At 56.6% G+C, this 15,407-nt stretch carries 12 protein-coding genes; 8 read left to right on the forward strand and 4 right to left on the reverse strand.

Annotation, left to right across the window (positions count from 1 at the left end; all coding sequences use genetic code 11):
* Window positions 1–15 precede the first annotated feature (15 nt).
* From rlmD to NR114_RS19500, 8 genes are all read left to right on the forward strand, one after another.
* The gene (gene rlmD / locus NR114_RS19465; RefSeq protein ID WP_122077214.1) at window positions 16–1,365 is read left to right on the forward strand and encodes a 23S rRNA (uracil(1939)-C(5))-methyltransferase RlmD; all 1,350 of its coding nucleotides are present in this window, start codon (window positions 16–18) and stop codon (window positions 1,363–1,365) included.
* A 9-nt stretch (window positions 1,366–1,374) separates the two neighbouring features.
* Window positions 1,375–3,606: a GTP diphosphokinase gene (gene relA, locus NR114_RS19470; RefSeq protein WP_020825239.1), complete on the forward strand. Its 2,232-nt coding sequence runs from the start codon at window positions 1,375–1,377 to the stop codon at window positions 3,604–3,606.
* Between the two features lie 155 nt (window positions 3,607–3,761).
* Window positions 3,762–4,556 carry a nucleoside triphosphate pyrophosphohydrolase gene (gene mazG / locus NR114_RS19475; RefSeq protein ID WP_115061103.1) on the forward strand — a complete coding sequence of 265 codons (795 nt, stop codon included), beginning with the start codon at window positions 3,762–3,764 and terminating at the stop codon, window positions 4,554–4,556.
* A gap of 375 nt (window positions 4,557–4,931) precedes the next feature.
* Window positions 4,932–6,569 carry a glutamine hydrolyzing CTP synthase gene (gene pyrG / locus NR114_RS19480; RefSeq protein WP_020825241.1) on the forward strand — a complete coding sequence of 546 codons (1,638 nt, stop codon included), beginning with the start codon at window positions 4,932–4,934 and terminating at the stop codon, window positions 6,567–6,569.
* An 81-nt stretch (window positions 6,570–6,650) separates the two neighbouring features.
* Window positions 6,651–7,946 carry a phosphopyruvate hydratase gene (gene eno, locus NR114_RS19485; protein ID WP_020825242.1) on the forward strand — a complete coding sequence of 432 codons (1,296 nt, stop codon included), beginning with the start codon at window positions 6,651–6,653 and terminating at the stop codon, window positions 7,944–7,946.
* Window positions 7,947–8,243: 297 nt separating this feature from the next.
* A complete protein-coding gene (locus NR114_RS19490) occupies window positions 8,244–9,434 on the forward strand; it encodes an FAD/NAD(P)-binding oxidoreductase (RefSeq protein ID WP_048762943.1) in 1,191 nt (396 codons plus the stop codon).
* Between the two features lie 10 nt (window positions 9,435–9,444).
* Window positions 9,445–9,816 carry a hypothetical protein gene (locus tag NR114_RS19495; protein ID WP_020825244.1) on the forward strand — a complete coding sequence of 124 codons (372 nt, stop codon included), beginning with the start codon at window positions 9,445–9,447 and terminating at the stop codon, window positions 9,814–9,816.
* Window positions 9,817–9,862: 46 nt separating this feature from the next.
* Complete coding sequence (locus NR114_RS19500) at window positions 9,863–11,053, forward strand: methionine gamma-lyase (RefSeq protein ID WP_020825245.1); 1,191 nt, start codon at window positions 9,863–9,865, stop codon at window positions 11,051–11,053.
* A gap of 35 nt (window positions 11,054–11,088) precedes the next feature.
* Here NR114_RS19500 and hutH read toward each other — a convergent pair whose 3' ends face one another.
* From hutH to NR114_RS19520, 4 genes are all read right to left on the reverse strand, one after another.
* A complete protein-coding gene (gene hutH / locus NR114_RS19505) occupies window positions 11,089–12,612 on the reverse strand; it encodes a histidine ammonia-lyase (RefSeq protein ID WP_234529158.1) in 1,524 nt (507 codons plus the stop codon).
* A 10-nt stretch (window positions 12,613–12,622) separates the two neighbouring features.
* Complete coding sequence (locus tag NR114_RS19510) at window positions 12,623–13,480, reverse strand: glycine betaine/L-proline ABC transporter ATP-binding protein (RefSeq protein ID WP_053090385.1); 858 nt, start codon at window positions 13,478–13,480, stop codon at window positions 12,623–12,625.
* A gap of 5 nt (window positions 13,481–13,485) precedes the next feature.
* On the reverse strand, window positions 13,486–14,331 hold the full coding sequence (locus NR114_RS19515) for a proline/glycine betaine ABC transporter permease (RefSeq protein ID WP_048762945.1): 846 nt from the start codon (window positions 14,329–14,331) through the stop codon (window positions 13,486–13,488).
* A gap of 67 nt (window positions 14,332–14,398) precedes the next feature.
* Window positions 14,399–15,364 (reverse strand): ABC transporter substrate-binding protein, encoded by a 966-nt coding sequence (locus tag NR114_RS19520; RefSeq protein ID WP_048762946.1) that lies wholly within the window; start codon window positions 15,362–15,364, stop codon window positions 14,399–14,401.
* Window positions 15,365–15,407 lie beyond the last annotated feature (43 nt).

The following is a 15,407-nucleotide window of genomic DNA, read 5'->3' on the forward strand; positions in this document are numbered from 1 at the left end:
ACTCAATCGACAAATATGGCGCAATTCTACTCTCCGAAACGTCGCGTGACGACCCGGCAAAATTCTCCCGTGCTAACACTGACGGTAGACAACCTCGATCCCTTTGGTCAGGGCGTGGCGCACCACAACGGCAAAGCGATTTTCGTCCCCGGGGTATTGCCGGGCGAGCAGGCGGAAGTCCAACTCACGGAAGAAAAAAACAAGTTTGCCAAAGGCAGGTTAAAGCGCCTGCTCAGCCGCAGCCCGCAACGTGTCGAACCGCGCTGCCCACACTTTGGCGTGTGCGGCGGTTGCCAGCAGCAACACGCGGATGAAAGCCTGCAGCAGCAGAGCAAGGCGGCGGCCCTGGTGCGAATGATCGCTCGCGAAACCGGCGTTACGCCGCAGCAGGAGCCGGTGATCGCGGGTCCACAATACGGCTATCGCCGTCGCGCCCGTCTCGGGCTGTTGTGGCAGCCCAAACAGCAGCGTCTGGTGATGGGCTTTCGCCAGGCGGCGTCCAGCGATCTGGTGCCGGTGACGCAATGCCCGGTGCTGCATCCTGAACTGGAACAATTACTGACGCCGTTGCGATCTTGCCTGAGCGCATTGCAGGTCGCCAGACGACTCGGGCATGTCGAACTGGTGCTGGCAGATAATGGCCCGGTACTGGTTCTGCGCCATCTCGACGCCTTGAAAGAGGATGACCGCCAGGCCTTGCAGGCTTTTGCGCGGACAAAAAACGTAACCATTTATTTGGCGCCGGACAGCGATAGCCTCGAAAAACTGTGCGGTGAAACGCCGTATTATCAGGTCGACGGGCTACGCTTAGACTTCAGTCCGCGTGACTTTATTCAGGTAAATGACCACGTAAATCAGCAAATGGTGGCCCAGGCCCTTGAATGGCTCAGTATTCAACCCAATGATCGGGTATTGGATCTGTTCTGCGGTATGGGCAATTTTACCCTGCCGTTGGCGCGACGCGCCGCTGCGGTGGTAGGCATAGAAGGTGTTGCCACACTGGTAGCGAATGGGCAATATAATGCACATAAGAATAGGCTGAATAACGCCAGCTTCTTCCATGAAAATCTGGAAGAGGACGTTGAGCAACAACCTTGGGCAGCACAAGGATTTGATAAAGTGATGCTGGACCCTGCCCGTGCGGGCGCGGCCGGAGTGATGTCACATATTGTTAAACTGGCGCCAGAGCGGGTGGTTTATGTTTCCTGTAACCCGACCACGCTGGCACGCGACAGCAAAGTGCTGCTGAGCGCCGGTTATCGTCTTGCACGTGTGCGGATGTTGGATATGTTTCCGCATACGGGGCATCTTGAGTCAATGGCGCTGTTTATTAACGGTTCTGCGCCAGAGGTCGCTGCAAAGTAGGGAGAGGGTATGGTTGCGGTAAGAAGTGCACATCTGAACACGGCTGGTGAATTTGCTCTCGACGAGTGGATTGCCAGCTTGGGGCTACCTAACCCGCAGTCATGTGAGCGATTAGCCGCAACCTGGCGTTACTGTGAGCAGCAGACCCAGAACCATCCTAATGCGCCGCTGTTGCTGTGGCGCGGGCTGGAAATGGTCGAGATCCTCTCTACTCTGAGCATGGATAACGACAGCATGCGCGCCGCGCTGCTGTTCCCGCTGGTGGACGCCGGCATCGTGCAGGAAGAAACCCTGACCGAAGAGTTCGGCAAGGGCATTACCTATCTGGTGCATGGCGTACGCGATATGGACGCCATCCGCCAACTGAAAGCCACTCAAAACGATTCGATGGCCTCCGAACAGGTCGACAACGTGCGCCGCATGCTGTTGGCGATGGTGGAGGATTTCCGCTGCGTGGTCATCAAGCTGGCGGAGCGTATCGCTCACCTGCGCGAAGTGAAAGATGCGCCGGAAGACGAGCGCGTGCTGGCGGCAAAAGAGTGTTCGAATATCTATGCGCCGCTGGCTAACCGTCTGGGTATCGGGCAGCTCAAATGGGAGCTGGAAGATTTCTGCTTCCGCTACCTGCATCCGGACGAGTACAAGCGTATCGCCAAGCTGCTGCACGAACGCCGCATCGATCGCGAACAGTTTATTGACGATTTCGTCGCCTCGCTGCGTAATGCGATGGTCGATGAAGGCGTCAAGGCGGACATCTACGGTCGTCCAAAACACATTTACAGCATCTGGCGCAAGATGCAGAAGAAGGCGTTGGCGTTTGATGAGCTGTTTGACGTGCGCGCGGTACGCGTGGTGGTCGAACGCTTGCAGGACTGCTATGCCGCGCTGGGGATTGTGCATACCCACTTCCGCCATCTGCCGGATGAGTTCGACGACTACGTCGCCAACCCGAAACCCAACGGTTATCAGTCGATCCACACCGTAGTACTGGGGCCGCGCGGGAAAACGCTGGAAATTCAGATCCGCACCCGGCAGATGCATGAAGATGCAGAACTGGGTGTCGCCGCGCACTGGAAATACAAAGAGGGTGCGGTTGCGACGGTTCGCTCAGGCTACGAGGAACGTATCGCCTGGCTGCGCAAACTGATCGCCTGGCAGGAAGAGATGGCGGACTCCGGCGAGATGCTCGACGAGGTTCGCAGCCAGGTGTTCGACGATCGGGTTTATGTATTCACCCCGAAAGGCGACGTGGTGGATCTGCCAGCCGGCTCTACGCCGCTCGACTTCGCTTACCATATTCACAGCGACGTCGGCCACCGTTGCATCGGTGCCAAAATTGGCGGCCGCATCGTGCCCTTTACCTACCAGCTGCGGATGGGAGACCAGATTGAAATCATCACCCAGAAGCAGCCGAACCCAAGCCGCGACTGGCTGAACCCGAACCTCGGTTATATCACCACCAGCCGTGGACGCTCCAAGATCCACAACTGGTTCCGCAAGCAGGATCGCGATAAAAATATCCTTGCCGGTCGCCAGATGCTGGACAGCGAGCTGGAACACCTCGGTATCAGCCTGAAAGAGGCCGAGAAGCTGCTGATCCCGCGTTACAACATGAATTCGCTGGATGAAATACTGGCGGCGATTGGCGGCGGTGATATTCGCCTGAATCAGATGGTGAATTTCCTGCAGGGCAAGTTCAACAAACCGAGCGCCGAAGAGCAGGATCGCGAAGCGCTGCGGCAGTTGGTGCAGCAGAAAGCGCCGCCGGCAACCCGCAGCAAGGACAACGGCCGGGTGGTGGTGGAAGGGGTAGGCAACCTGATGCACCACATTGCCCGTTGCTGCCAGCCGATCCCGGGCGACGATATTATCGGTTTTATCACCCAGGGGCGCGGCATCTCCATTCACCGTGCGGACTGTGACCAACTGGTGGATCTGCAATCGCACGCGCCGGAACGTATCGTGGATGCGGTGTGGGGCGAAAGCTATTCCAGCGGTTACTCGCTGGTGGTGCGCGTGATGGCCAACGATCGCAGCGGCCTGCTGCGTGACATCACCACCATTTTGGCCAACGAAAAGGTCAACGTGCTGGGCGTCGCCAGCCGCAGCGACACCAAAAAACAGCTGGCAACCATCGATATGGACATTGAAATCTACAACCAACAGGTACTGGGCCGGGTGTTAGCCAAGCTCAATCAACTGCCGGACGTGATAGACGCCAAACGCCTGCACGGCAGCTAAATCAGCTGCGTCTTTCGGGCCACATCATTGTTGGCCAGGCTCCGTGGCTTCAGTTATCGTAGTGGGCGAACCTATTCGCCCCGATTGACCCCGGCGCAGCACGCTGCGCCGCTACATTAATGACCGGCGCCGATTCTTTTGTCAGAGACTTTCTTATGACCCAATCTTCTCCACTGCACCGCTTGCTGAACATCATGAAAACGCTGCGCGATCCGCAGGTCGGTTGCCCATGGGACCGCAAACAAACCTTCGCCACCATCGCCCCTTACACGTTGGAAGAAACCTACGAGGTACTGGACGCTATCGAACGTCAGGACTACGGCGATCTGCGTGACGAACTGGGGGACCTGCTGTTCCAGGTGGTGTTCTACGCCCAGATGGGCCAGGAGCAGGGGCTGTTTGACTTCGACGAGGTGTGTAACGCCATCAGCGACAAGCTGGAACGCCGTCATCCGCACATTTTCGGGGAAGCCGATGCCGCGGACAGCGAGGCCGTTGCGGCCCGCTGGGAGCAGTTGAAGGCCGGTGAGCGTGCAGAGAAAGCGCTGCATTCTGCGCTGGATGACATTCCTCAGGCGCTGCCAGCGCTGATGAAAGCGCACAAGATTCAGAAACGCTGCGCTTCGGTCGGTTTTGACTGGCATACGTTGGGCCCGGTGCTGGACAAGGTGTACGAAGAGATTGACGAAGTGATGCATGAAGCGCAGCAGGCGGTAGTCGACGAACAGAAACTGGAAGAGGAAATCGGCGATCTGCTGTTCGCCACGGTGAATTTATCGCGCCATCTTGGCCATAAGGCAGAAAATGCGTTGCAGGCAGCCAACCGCAAGTTCGAGCGCCGTTTCCGTCAGGTGGAAGAGATTATCCAACGGCGTGGGCTGCAGATGGGCGAAGCAACGCTGGAGCAGATGGAAGAGGCGTGGCAGCAGGTTAAGCGCCAGGAAAACTAATCTGCCGCTCGGGTGTCCTAGGATTGTCGCAGTAGCTTAATCTTGATCGGCGACAAGGTTCACCTAAGCTGAAACGGTTAAGCTCGGAGTCATAGTTTGCTGAACCGTGACTTACCGACAGCAAAACGCCAACAAACTGAAATCTAAGGCGTTTTATTGTCTCGAAAGGGCGGAAAAATAAATTTTTCTGTGCTAACTCATTGTTTTAAAAAGACAGGCTCTGGCAGGCCGATAGAGTAAACCCTGATGAACCCTTGATGGTGACAGAGATGATGGACAGTAAAACGATCGTTTGTAGGTCAGGAGAGGTTCGGGTATACTACTTTCCCGTCTTGGTTCTTCCATCGTCTTTAAACCTAAACTCTCAGGTTCAGCATGACAACTAATTATATTTTTGTGACCGGCGGGGTCGTATCCTCTCTGGGTAAAGGCATTGCCGCAGCCTCTCTGGCGGCTATTCTTGAAGCCCGTGGCCTCAACGTTACCATCATGAAACTGGACCCGTACATCAACGTGGATCCGGGCACCATGAGCCCGATTCAGCATGGGGAAGTTTTCGTCACCGAAGACGGCGCAGAAACCGATCTGGATTTGGGTCACTACGAGCGCTACATCCGCACCAAAATGTCGCGCCGCAACAACTTCACCACCGGTCGCATTTACTCCGACGTTCTGCGTAAAGAACGCCGTGGCGACTATCTGGGCGCAACCGTACAGGTCATCCCGCACATCACCAACGCGATCAAAGAGCGCATCCTCGAAGGCGGCGAAGGCCACGACGTGGTGTTGGTTGAGATCGGCGGTACCGTCGGCGATATCGAATCGCTGCCGTTCCTGGAAGCCATCCGCCAGATGGCCGTGGAAGTGGGCCGCGAGCACACCCTGTACATGCACCTGACTCTGGTGCCATACATGGCCGCTGCCGGTGAAGTGAAAACCAAACCTACTCAGCATTCCGTAAAAGAACTGCTTTCCATCGGTATTCAGCCAGATGTGCTGATTTGCCGTTCCGATCGCACAGTTCCTGCTAACGAACGCGCGAAAATCGCACTTTTCTGTAACGTGCCGGAAAAAGCCGTTATCTCCCTGAAAGACGTTGATTCTATTTATAAAATCCCAGGCCTATTGAAATCTCAGGGGCTTGATGATTATATTTGTAAACGATTCAGCCTCAACGCGCCGGAAGCCAACCTGGCCGAGTGGGAGCAGGTTATTTACGAAGAAGCCAATCCGGGCGGCGAAGTGACTATCGGTATGGTCGGCAAATATGTCGAACTGCCGGATGCTTATAAGTCGGTAATTGAAGCGCTGAAACACGGCGGCCTGAAAAATCGTCTGACCGTGAACATCAAGCTGATCGACTCGCAGGATGTTGAAACCCGCGGCGTAGAAGTGCTGAAAGGTCTGGATGCGATCCTGATCCCAGGCGGCTTCGGCTACCGTGGCGTAGAAGGCAAGGTGATGACCGCGCGTTATGCGCGTGAAAACAACATCCCTTATCTGGGTATCTGCCTGGGTATGCAGGTGGCGCTGATGGAGTTCGCCCGCAACGTTGTGGGTATGGAGAACGCCAACTCAACCGAGTTTGTGCCAGACTGTAAGTACCCGGTGGTGGCATTGATCACCGAATGGCGTGACGAAGACGGCAACGTCGAAGTCCGTACCGAAGAAAGCGATTTGGGTGGCACGATGCGTGTCGGTGGCCAGCAATGTCACCTGACCGACAATAGCCTGGTGCGTCAGATGTACGGCGAACCGACCATTGTTGAACGTCATCGTCACCGTTATGAAGTTAACAACATGCTGTTGAAGCAAATTGAAGCCGCCGGGCTGTTGGTTGCCGGCCGTTCCGCAGACAACAAGCTGGTTGAGATTATCGAACTGCCGAATCACCCGTGGTTTGTAGCTTGTCAGTTCCACCCGGAATTTACTTCGACGCCGCGTGATGGTCATCCGTTGTTCGCCGGCTTTGTGAAGGCCGCTGGTGAGTATCAGAAGCGCCAGGTGAAATAAAATATTTGGTAGACGGCGCGCGGTGAGAACCGCGCGCTGTTTGTCTGGAGTTTTAGTTTAACTTGTACTGAGGAAAACCTAATGTCCAAAATCGTTAAAGTCATCGGTCGTGAAATCATCGACTCCCGCGGTAACCCGACTGTTGAAGCCGAAGTGCATCTGGAAGGCGGTTTCGTAGGTCTGGCTGCTGCGCCGTCAGGTGCTTCTACCGGTTCCCGTGAAGCACTGGAACTGCGTGACGGTGACAAGTCTCGTTTCCTGGGTAAAGGCGTACTGAAAGCCGTTGCTGCAGTAAACGGCCCGATCGCTCAGGCAGTATTGGGCAAAGATGCCAAAGACCAGGCTAACATCGACAAGATCATGATCGACCTGGACGGTACTGAGAACAAATCCCAGTTCGGCGCTAACGCCATTCTGGCGGTTTCCCTGGCAGCGGCTAAAGCGGCTGCAGCTTCCAAAGGTATGCCGCTGTATGAGCACATCGCTGAGCTGAACGGCACTCCAGGCAAATTCTCTATGCCACTGCCTATGATGAACATCATCAACGGCGGCGAGCACGCTGACAACAACGTCGACATTCAGGAATTCATGATTCAGCCGGTTGGCGCGAAAACCCTGAAAGAAGCCGTTCGCATCGGTTCTGAAGTTTTCCATCACCTGGCGAAAGTGCTGAAGGCCAAAGGCCTGAACACCGCTGTAGGTGACGAAGGCGGCTACGCACCAAACCTGGGTTCCAACGCCGAAGCCCTGGCTGTTATCGCTGAAGCGGTAAAAGCAGCAGGCTACGAGCTGGGCAAAGACGTGACCCTGGCGATGGACTGTGCGGCTTCCGAGTTCTACAAAGACGGTAAATACGTCCTGGCCGGCGAAGGCAACAAAGCCTTCACTTCCGAAGAGTTCACTCACTTCCTGGAAGAGCTGACCAAACAATATCCAATCGTGTCTATCGAAGACGGCCTGGACGAATCTGACTGGGATGGTTTCGCATACCAGACCAAAGTGCTGGGCGACAAAATCCAGCTGGTGGGCGACGACCTGTTCGTTACCAACACCAAGATCCTGAAAGAAGGTATCGAGAAAGGCATCGCTAACTCCATCCTGATCAAATTCAACCAGATCGGTTCTCTGACCGAAACTCTGGCTGCTATCAAGATGGCGAAAGACGCAGGCTACACCGCGGTGATCTCTCACCGTTCAGGTGAAACCGAAGACGCAACCATCGCCGACCTGGCTGTGGGTACTGCGGCTGGCCAGATCAAAACCGGTTCTATGAGCCGTTCTGACCGCGTTGCTAAATACAACCAACTGATCCGTATCGAAGAAGCGCTGGGTGCACGCGCTCCGTTCAATGGCCTGAAAGAAGTTAAAGGTCAGTAATAACGGTTTGGTTCGTTGCTAAATGAAACCCGCTCCGGCGGGTTTTTTTATCACTGGTTATTTACATAAGTGATAGTGAGTTATTTATTATTATTGAACTAATATCGTATTATCTGTTTTTTAACTTGATGTATTAATTATAATAATAAAATTCCTATTTTATATATTCTCTTTTCTATTGCTTTATATTTTTTCGTTACTAGACTGCCAGTAAGGCAGAAGAATTAAGCCTGTATTCCTGCCTCCATTCGTTTCCCTAAAAATTGCCGAGCCGTGACTCGGCTGGGTGAGGGCTTGATGCGAAACAGGATTGTGATAGTCGGTGGGGGTACCGGAGGGACCATATTGGCCAATTTACTGGCCACGAAATTACATCGGGAAATATTGAATAATAAAGTTGAGTTATTGATGATTTCGGATTCTCCGATTCATTATTATAAACCCGCTTTTATGTACGTTGCCTTTAACGCTTTTTTCAAACAGGAATTAACCCGCTCACAGCAAAGCCTGCTGCGTCCGGAAATTCAGTTTATTGTCGATAAAGCGGAGCGCTTTGATTTAACTCAGCGAGTGATCCATACCCGCAGTGGCAAACAGTACCCGTATGATTTTCTGGTGTTTGCCACCGGCTGCGTGCCCTGGCCGGAGCGTATCGAAGGGTTGGCGCAGGCAGGCGATCATTTTTACCAATATCAGGCCGCCCGCCAGCTGGCACAAAAGCTGTCGAGCATCGAAAAAGGCCGAATTTTTATCACCGTCTCCTTCCCCGAAACGCCCAATGTGCCGCACCAGTGCGGTATTGCCCCGATAGAAACCACCCTGATGCTCGATGATTACCTGCGTCGACGCGGAGTGCGTAAAGCGGTTGAAATTGTTTATACCTACCCCAGTGTTTCGCAGTTGCTGCGTAACTGCCTGTTTTTACAGCGTCCAACCGCAGAGGCCTTGCCCGGTATTTTCGCCGCGCGGGATATTCGCCATCAGCGCGGGTTTACTCTCAGCCGGGTGGATGAGCAGCAGAAAATCGCTTTTTCCGCCGAAGGTGAGCAGCAGCCGTTCGATATTTTGATGGCTACCCCACCTATCCGTGCGGTAGAGGCAGTGCGGAACACGGGGCTGAGCGAGGGGCATAACGGCGAAGGCTGGTTGCCGACCGACCATCAGACGCTGCAGGTCTACGGCCAACAAGGGGTCTATGTCATCGGCGATACGGTGGATTTGCCGGTCAGTAAGGCCGGTGGCTCCTGCCACAATCAGGCGCCGGTGATTGCCGACAATATCGTGGCGGAACTGAGGCTGGGCCAGACCGTTAGCCACTACGACGGCAAGGTGCAGGCCATTGCTCAAATGGGGCTGCAAGCCGGGATGCCGCTGGTTTACGACTACCGCAACGATGTGTTGCCGACGCCTTCAACCAAAGTCGGCGGCATGTTGCGCAACGGTTTTAATCGCGGACTCTACTGGGCGACGGTACGCGGGCTGATTTAACGGAGGGCCTATGAACGCATCTGAACATGAACCCCTGGCGGCTTTGCTGGAGAAGCTACAGCCGCTGCTGGCCGGCGGTCGGCTCGATAACGTGGTCGATCTGTTGTCGCTGCTGTCTGACCTGGTGGATATCGCCGATAACGCGCTGGTGGAAAAACTCTCCGGCGTCTTTGAGGGCCTGGTGGCTGCGGGATGGGAGGGCGGAATGGCGCTGAAAATGGCGCATACCGAGTTGCAGTTGGATCCCTCACCCGTCAATTTTCGTGCGCTGTACGCCTTGTTGCGGCAGCCGGATACCTTACTGGGCCTGATGCTGGTGCTGCGTACTTTGCAAATCGTTGGTCAGCGTATGCGCAGCAGCGCACTGCCCACGGATGTTTGAACGAACTAAGCATCATTGTTTTCACTCACTCAGTTAAGGAGTTGTCATGTCTGCCATCTTCAGGCAAGCCTTTGCAACACGCGCGATCCATCACGGTTACGATCCCCAGCAGTATCTGGGAGCGCTCTGTCCCCCGGTGTTTATGAGCTCGACCTTTACGTTCCCGACGGCGGAATATGGCGGTGCCTGCTTTGAAGGCACTGAGCCGGGGTATTTTTATTCACGCATTGCCAACCCGACCCTCAACCTGCTGGAACAGCGGATAGCCAATCTGGAGGGGGGCGAAGCTGCGGTGGCGTTTTCCTCCGGTATGGGCGCGATTACCGCCTGCTGCTGGACACTGCTCAATCCGGGCGACGAGCTGATCGTTGACGAGACGATTTACGGCTGCACCTTCAGTTATTTTCATCACGGATTGGCGCGCTACGGCGTGAAAATCACTCATGTCGACCTGACCCGCCCGGAGCGTCTGGCAGCGGCGATCGGCCCCCGGACCCGCATGGTGTATTGCGAAACGCCGGCCAACCCGAATATGCGTTTGGTCGATATTGCCGCAGTCGCCGAAATTGCTCACCGCCAACAGGCGCTGTTGCTGGTGGATAACACCTATTGCACCCCGTATCTGCAACGGCCGCTGGAACAGGGGGCCGATATAGTGGTGCACTCCGCTACCAAATACATCGGGGGACATGGTGATCTGTTGGCTGGACTGGTGGTGACGCGGCAGGATTTGGCGCAGGACATCCGTTTAGTTGGGCTGAAAGACATGAACGGTGCGGTGCTGTCTGCCCAGGATGCGGCATTGCTGCTGCGCGGGCTGAAAACCCTGCCGTTGCGTATGGAACGCCATTGCGACAACGCCCAGCGTTTGGCGGAAATGCTGGCTCAGCACTCGGCGGTAGAACGTGTCTATTATCCCGGGCTGGAGGATTTTCCCCAGTATGAGTTGGCGCAGCGGCAAATGGCGCGGCCGGGCGGCATGCTGGCGTTTGAACTCAAAGGCGGCATGGCGGCGGGCATTCGCTTCCTCAATGCGCTGCGTTTGATCTTGCGCGCGGTCAGCCTGGGGGATTGCGAATCGCTGGCGCAGCATCCCGCCAGCATGACCCACTCGGCCTACAGCCCCGAAGAGCGGCAGCGTCACCATATCAGCGACGGGCTGATACGCTTGTCCGCCGGCCTGGAAGATCTTGGCGACCTGCAGGCCGATATCCGCCAGGCCTTGGCGCAAAGCTAGCCTTGATGCCCCCGCCCAGTGGGGAGGGGCAAGCGTTAACCTAGCGCAGGGGCAATTTCCGCCAGCGCCTGTTCGTCCTGCAATAGCGCGGCGCTGCTGGCAATGTCGGGCGCCAACCAGCGATCCTGATGGTAAGGTTCTACCCTTTGACGCAGCAGTCGCCAGGCGCGCCCGGTACCTTCGCCGACGCGTTGCGGTTGCAAAAACTCGAAGGCCTGCGCCGCCAACAGATATTCAATCGCCAGGATCTGGTTAACGTTGGCCAACAGCTTATGCAGCCGCAATGCCGCACCGGTCCCCAGACTGAGGTGATCTTCCTGCAGCGCCGAAGTGACATAGTTATCCACTACGCAAGGCTGGGCCAGCTGGCGGTTCTCTGCGCACAGCGATGCCGCCACGTATTGAGCGATCATCATGCCGGAGTTGACGCCCGGCTCACTGACCAAAAATGGCGGCAAACCGCTGACCAGCGGGTTAATCAGACGATCGACGCGCCGTTCCGCAATACCGCCGAGTTCGGCGATAGCGATCGCCAGCATATCGGCGGCCATCGCGACCGATTCGCCGTGCGGATTGGCCTGTGACATGACGCGGAAGTTATCCGGCGTGCCAAGCAGCAACGGGTTATCGGTGGTGCCATTCAGCTCGGTTTCAATCTGTCGTTCGGCATGAGCCATCTGATCGCGGCAGGCACCGTGCACCTGTGGAATCGAGCGGATGCTCAGCGCATCCTGAGTGCGAATACCTTTGCTGGCGGCAATCACCTCGCTGCCGTGCAGTAGCGCCCGCAGATTGGCACCCACCCGTTGCATGCCTGGGTGCGGTTTCAACGCCAGTATTTCCTCGTCGAAGGCGGCAATTTGTCCGCGTAAAGCTTCAAAGCTCATGGCACCCAGCACGTCTGCCCAACGCGCCAGTCGCCAGGCGTCGGCCAACGCCAGGCAGCTCAGTCCGGTCATGCAGGGCGTACCATTGACCAGACACAGGCCATCTTTGGCCCCGAGCGGTGGCAGCGCTATACCTTCTTCCGCCAGCGCCTGAGCGGCGGCGACGATTTGCCCACGATAGCTGACCTCGCCGAGCCCGAGCAGGGCAACGCCGACGTGCGCCATATGGGTCAGATAGCCGACCGATCCCTGCGACGGCACCTGAGGCGTGACGCCGTGGTTAAGCAGCGCCAGCAGCGTCTCAACCACCGACCGGTGGATGCCGGATTTGCCATGGCTGTAGTTCACGATAGCGCAGCAAATAATGGCGCGGGTCTGTTCGTCGCTCAGCGGTGTACCTACCCCACAGGCGTGGCTCATCAAGGTATTGCGCGAAAGCTGTGCCAACTGTTCACCGTGCAGCGCCTGGTTACAGAGCGCACCCAGGCCGGTATTGACGCCGTAGGCGCGTTGTTCACTGGTGACGATTTGCTGAACGATAGCCTGCGCGTTCTCAATACGTGCCCAGGCCGCGTCAGACAGGCTGAGCGGCACCCTATGGCGCGCCACCGCCACCACGTCCTGCCAGCGCAGCGGCTGGCGGTCGATCTCTACTGACGAAGGATAGTGCATTTGGGTTTCCTCAGGCATGGGCTACCCTCCTCGGGCGGGGCTTTTGCACATTTTCATCCAGCGCCAGACGGCGTTGCACGAAGCGGTTAACGTATTCGTCGGCCGGGTTGTTAAGAATGTCCTGCGGCGTGCCGACCTGGATCAGTTTGCCGTCCTTGAGGATCGCGATCCGGTTGCCGATGCGAACCGCCTCATCGAGATCGTGGGTGATAAACACCAGCGTTTTGTGCAGCTCTTTTTGCAGCGCCAGCAGTTGATCCTGCATCTCGGCGCGAATCAACGGATCCAGTGCGCTGAAGGCTTCGTCCAGCAAAATGATGTCGGTATCGGTGGCCAGCGCACGCGCCAGCCCGACGCGTTGGCGCATGCCGCCGGAGAGTTGATGCGGATAGGATTTCTCATAGCCCTTCAGCCCTACGGTGTTGATCCAGTGCAGCGCACGCTCCTGATACACCTCTTTATTCTCCCCCCGCACTTTCAGGCCATAGCCCACGTTGTCCAGCACCGTTTTGTGCGGCAGCAGGCCAAAGCTCTGAAACACCATGCTGATCTTGTGGCGACGGAAGTGCTCAAGCTGCTTTTCGTCGTAGCGCAGGATATCTTCACCGTCTACCAGGATCTGGCCGCTGGTGGGATCGATCAGACGGTTGAAATGACGTACCAAGGTGGATTTTCCCGATCCGGACAGGCCCATGATCACGAAGATCTCACCGGCTTCGATCGACATCGACAGATCGTGCACGCCGATCACGCAGTCCGTCGCGGCCTGCACTTCCTGCTTGGTTTTTCCTTGTTGGCTCAGTGCCAGCGCCGCCGCCGTTTTATGGCCGAAGATCTTGTAGACGTTTTTGATTTCTATTTTGTTCATCGGGGTTACCTCGCAACGGCGGTGTGGCCGTAAGCCTGAGTGATGCGATCAATGACCACGGCCAGAATGACGATAGCCAGCCCGGCTTCCAGTCCCAGCCCGACGTTCAGCGTCTGAATGCCCACCAACACGTCTTCGCCCAGCCCACGAGCGCCGATCATTGACGCGACCACTACCATCGACAACGACATCATGGTGGTCTGGTTGATACCGGCCATGATGCTCGGCAGCGCCAGCGGCAACTGGACGCCGAACAGCTTCTGCCAGCGGTTGGCGCCAAAGGCGGTGACGGACTCCATCACTTCCTTGTCCACCTGGCGGATGCCCAAATCGGTCAGGCGGATCAGCGGTGGTGTGGCATAGATCACCGTCGCCAGAATGGCCGGCACCTTGCCCAGGCCGAACAGCATCAATACCGGGATCAGGTAGACGAAGCTCGGCATGGTTTGCATCACGTCCATCAGCGGCATCATTACCGCCCGTACGCGATCGCTACGCGCCGCCAATATGCCTTGCGGAATGCCGATAATCACCGCCAGCAGCGTGGCGACCAGCACCAGCGCCAGGGTTTGCATCAATTTGTCCCACATCCCGGCGGTACCGACCAGCAGCAACAGGCCGACGATCACCAGGGTTGGCAGCCAACGGCGGGTGGCGTGCCAGGCCAGTAGCCCGACCACGGCCAGCATCACCCACCATGGGGTGGCGCGCAGCAGGCTTTCGAGGTGGATCACCGCCCACAGCAGGGTGTCGGAGATCTTGCGGAACATATCGCCATAGTTGGTGACCAACACGTCGACCCAGCGGTTGATCCAATCGGCGATGGAAAAGGTAAAGCGTTCTGGAAACATAAATTTTCCCCTGTCTGGCCCGTAACCTATCCGATTACGGGTGGGTGTTCACGGAATGCCAAAGCGCTTACAAGGAAGCCTCAATTTTTTTCGCTGCGTCTTCGCTGACCCACTGTTTCCAGATATCCGGGTGCTGCTTGAAGAACTCCAGCGCCAGCTTCTGGGAGCTGATGCGTTCCTTGCTCATGCGCGCCAGATTCTGGTTAATCAGACTGAGCGGCAGATTCACTTTTGACAACACTTGCACCAGCTCAGGTGCCTGCTGGTTAAACACGCTGGAAATGCCGACCTTGATGTGGATATTCTTGTCCACGCCCGGTTCTTCCAGTTTCACCAGATCGAGCTGGCCCATGATTGGGGTAGGGGACCAATAGTAGAAGAGGATAGGTTCGCCGCGACGGTAGCTGGAAAGAATAGCGGTATCCAGCGCCGGGCCGGTGCCTGGGCGGAAGTTGGTGAATTTGTCGTCCAACTTGAATTTTTTCAGGATCGCGCTGTTGTCCAGTTCGCAGGTCCAGCCGGCGGGGCAGTTGTAAAAGCGGCCTTTGTCCGGCTCTTCCTGATCGCGAAACACTTGAACGTATTTGGCGAGGTCCGGGATGCTTTTCAGATCCGGCGCCAGCGGTTTCAACTTACGCTTGGCATCGCCTTCAATCACATAACGTGGCACGTACCAGCCTTCAACTGCGCCGACAATGGGGGCGCCGACGCTGACCGCTTTACCCGCTTTCTCGGCCTTGTTCCAGACCTCACTGCGGCCGATCCACTCTTCGGCGAAAATCTGAATGTCGTTGGTGCCGACCGCCTGCTCCATGGTGATGGAGTTGCCCGGCAGGGCGTCGGTTTTGCAGTCGTAACCCTTTTGCAGTACGTATTGCATCACGTCGGTCAGCAGCATGCCGCTTTCCCAGTTCAGTCCGGCGAACTTGACCGGTTTGCCGGATTCGCACCAGCCTGCTGCGCGTGCGGAGAGGCTGCCTGTCATCAGCCCGAGCGCGATCAGCGGTATCCATAATTTGTGTCGTGTTTGCATGGTGATACTCCACGTTAATGACGAAGAGCCCGGGAACGGCGGG

This window comes from Serratia sp. Ser99, assembly GCF_024519545.1.
Classification (GTDB): Bacteria; Pseudomonadota; Gammaproteobacteria; order Enterobacterales; family Enterobacteriaceae; genus Serratia; species Serratia liquefaciens.

Bases quoted from the DNA above. Each gene is read 5' to 3' on its own strand.
- hutH (WP_234529158.1), bottom strand. From the start codon at position 12,612: ATGCACTATCCTTCGTCAGTAGAGATCGACCGCCAGCCGCTGCGCTGG.
- eno (WP_020825242.1), top strand. From the start codon at position 6,651: ATGTCCAAAATCGTTAAAGTCATCGGTCGTGAAATCATCGACTCCCGC.
- NR114_RS19515 (WP_048762945.1), bottom strand. From the start codon at position 14,331: ATGTTTCCAGAACGCTTTACCTTTTCCATCGCCGATTGGATCAACCGC.
- NR114_RS19495 (WP_020825244.1), top strand. From the start codon at position 9,445: ATGAACGCATCTGAACATGAACCCCTGGCGGCTTTGCTGGAGAAGCTA.
- pyrG (WP_020825241.1), top strand. From the start codon at position 4,932: ATGACAACTAATTATATTTTTGTGACCGGCGGGGTCGTATCCTCTCTG.
- NR114_RS19490 (WP_048762943.1), top strand. From the start codon at position 8,244: ATGCGAAACAGGATTGTGATAGTCGGTGGGGGTACCGGAGGGACCATA.
- rlmD (WP_122077214.1), top strand. From the start codon at position 16: ATGGCGCAATTCTACTCTCCGAAACGTCGCGTGACGACCCGGCAAAAT.
- mazG (WP_115061103.1), top strand. From the start codon at position 3,762: ATGACCCAATCTTCTCCACTGCACCGCTTGCTGAACATCATGAAAACG.
- NR114_RS19500 (WP_020825245.1), top strand. From the start codon at position 9,863: ATGTCTGCCATCTTCAGGCAAGCCTTTGCAACACGCGCGATCCATCAC.
- relA (WP_020825239.1), top strand. From the start codon at position 1,375: ATGGTTGCGGTAAGAAGTGCACATCTGAACACGGCTGGTGAATTTGCT.
- NR114_RS19510 (WP_053090385.1), bottom strand. From the start codon at position 13,480: ATGAACAAAATAGAAATCAAAAACGTCTACAAGATCTTCGGCCATAAA.
- NR114_RS19520 (WP_048762946.1), bottom strand. From the start codon at position 15,364: ATGCAAACACGACACAAATTATGGATACCGCTGATCGCGCTCGGGCTG.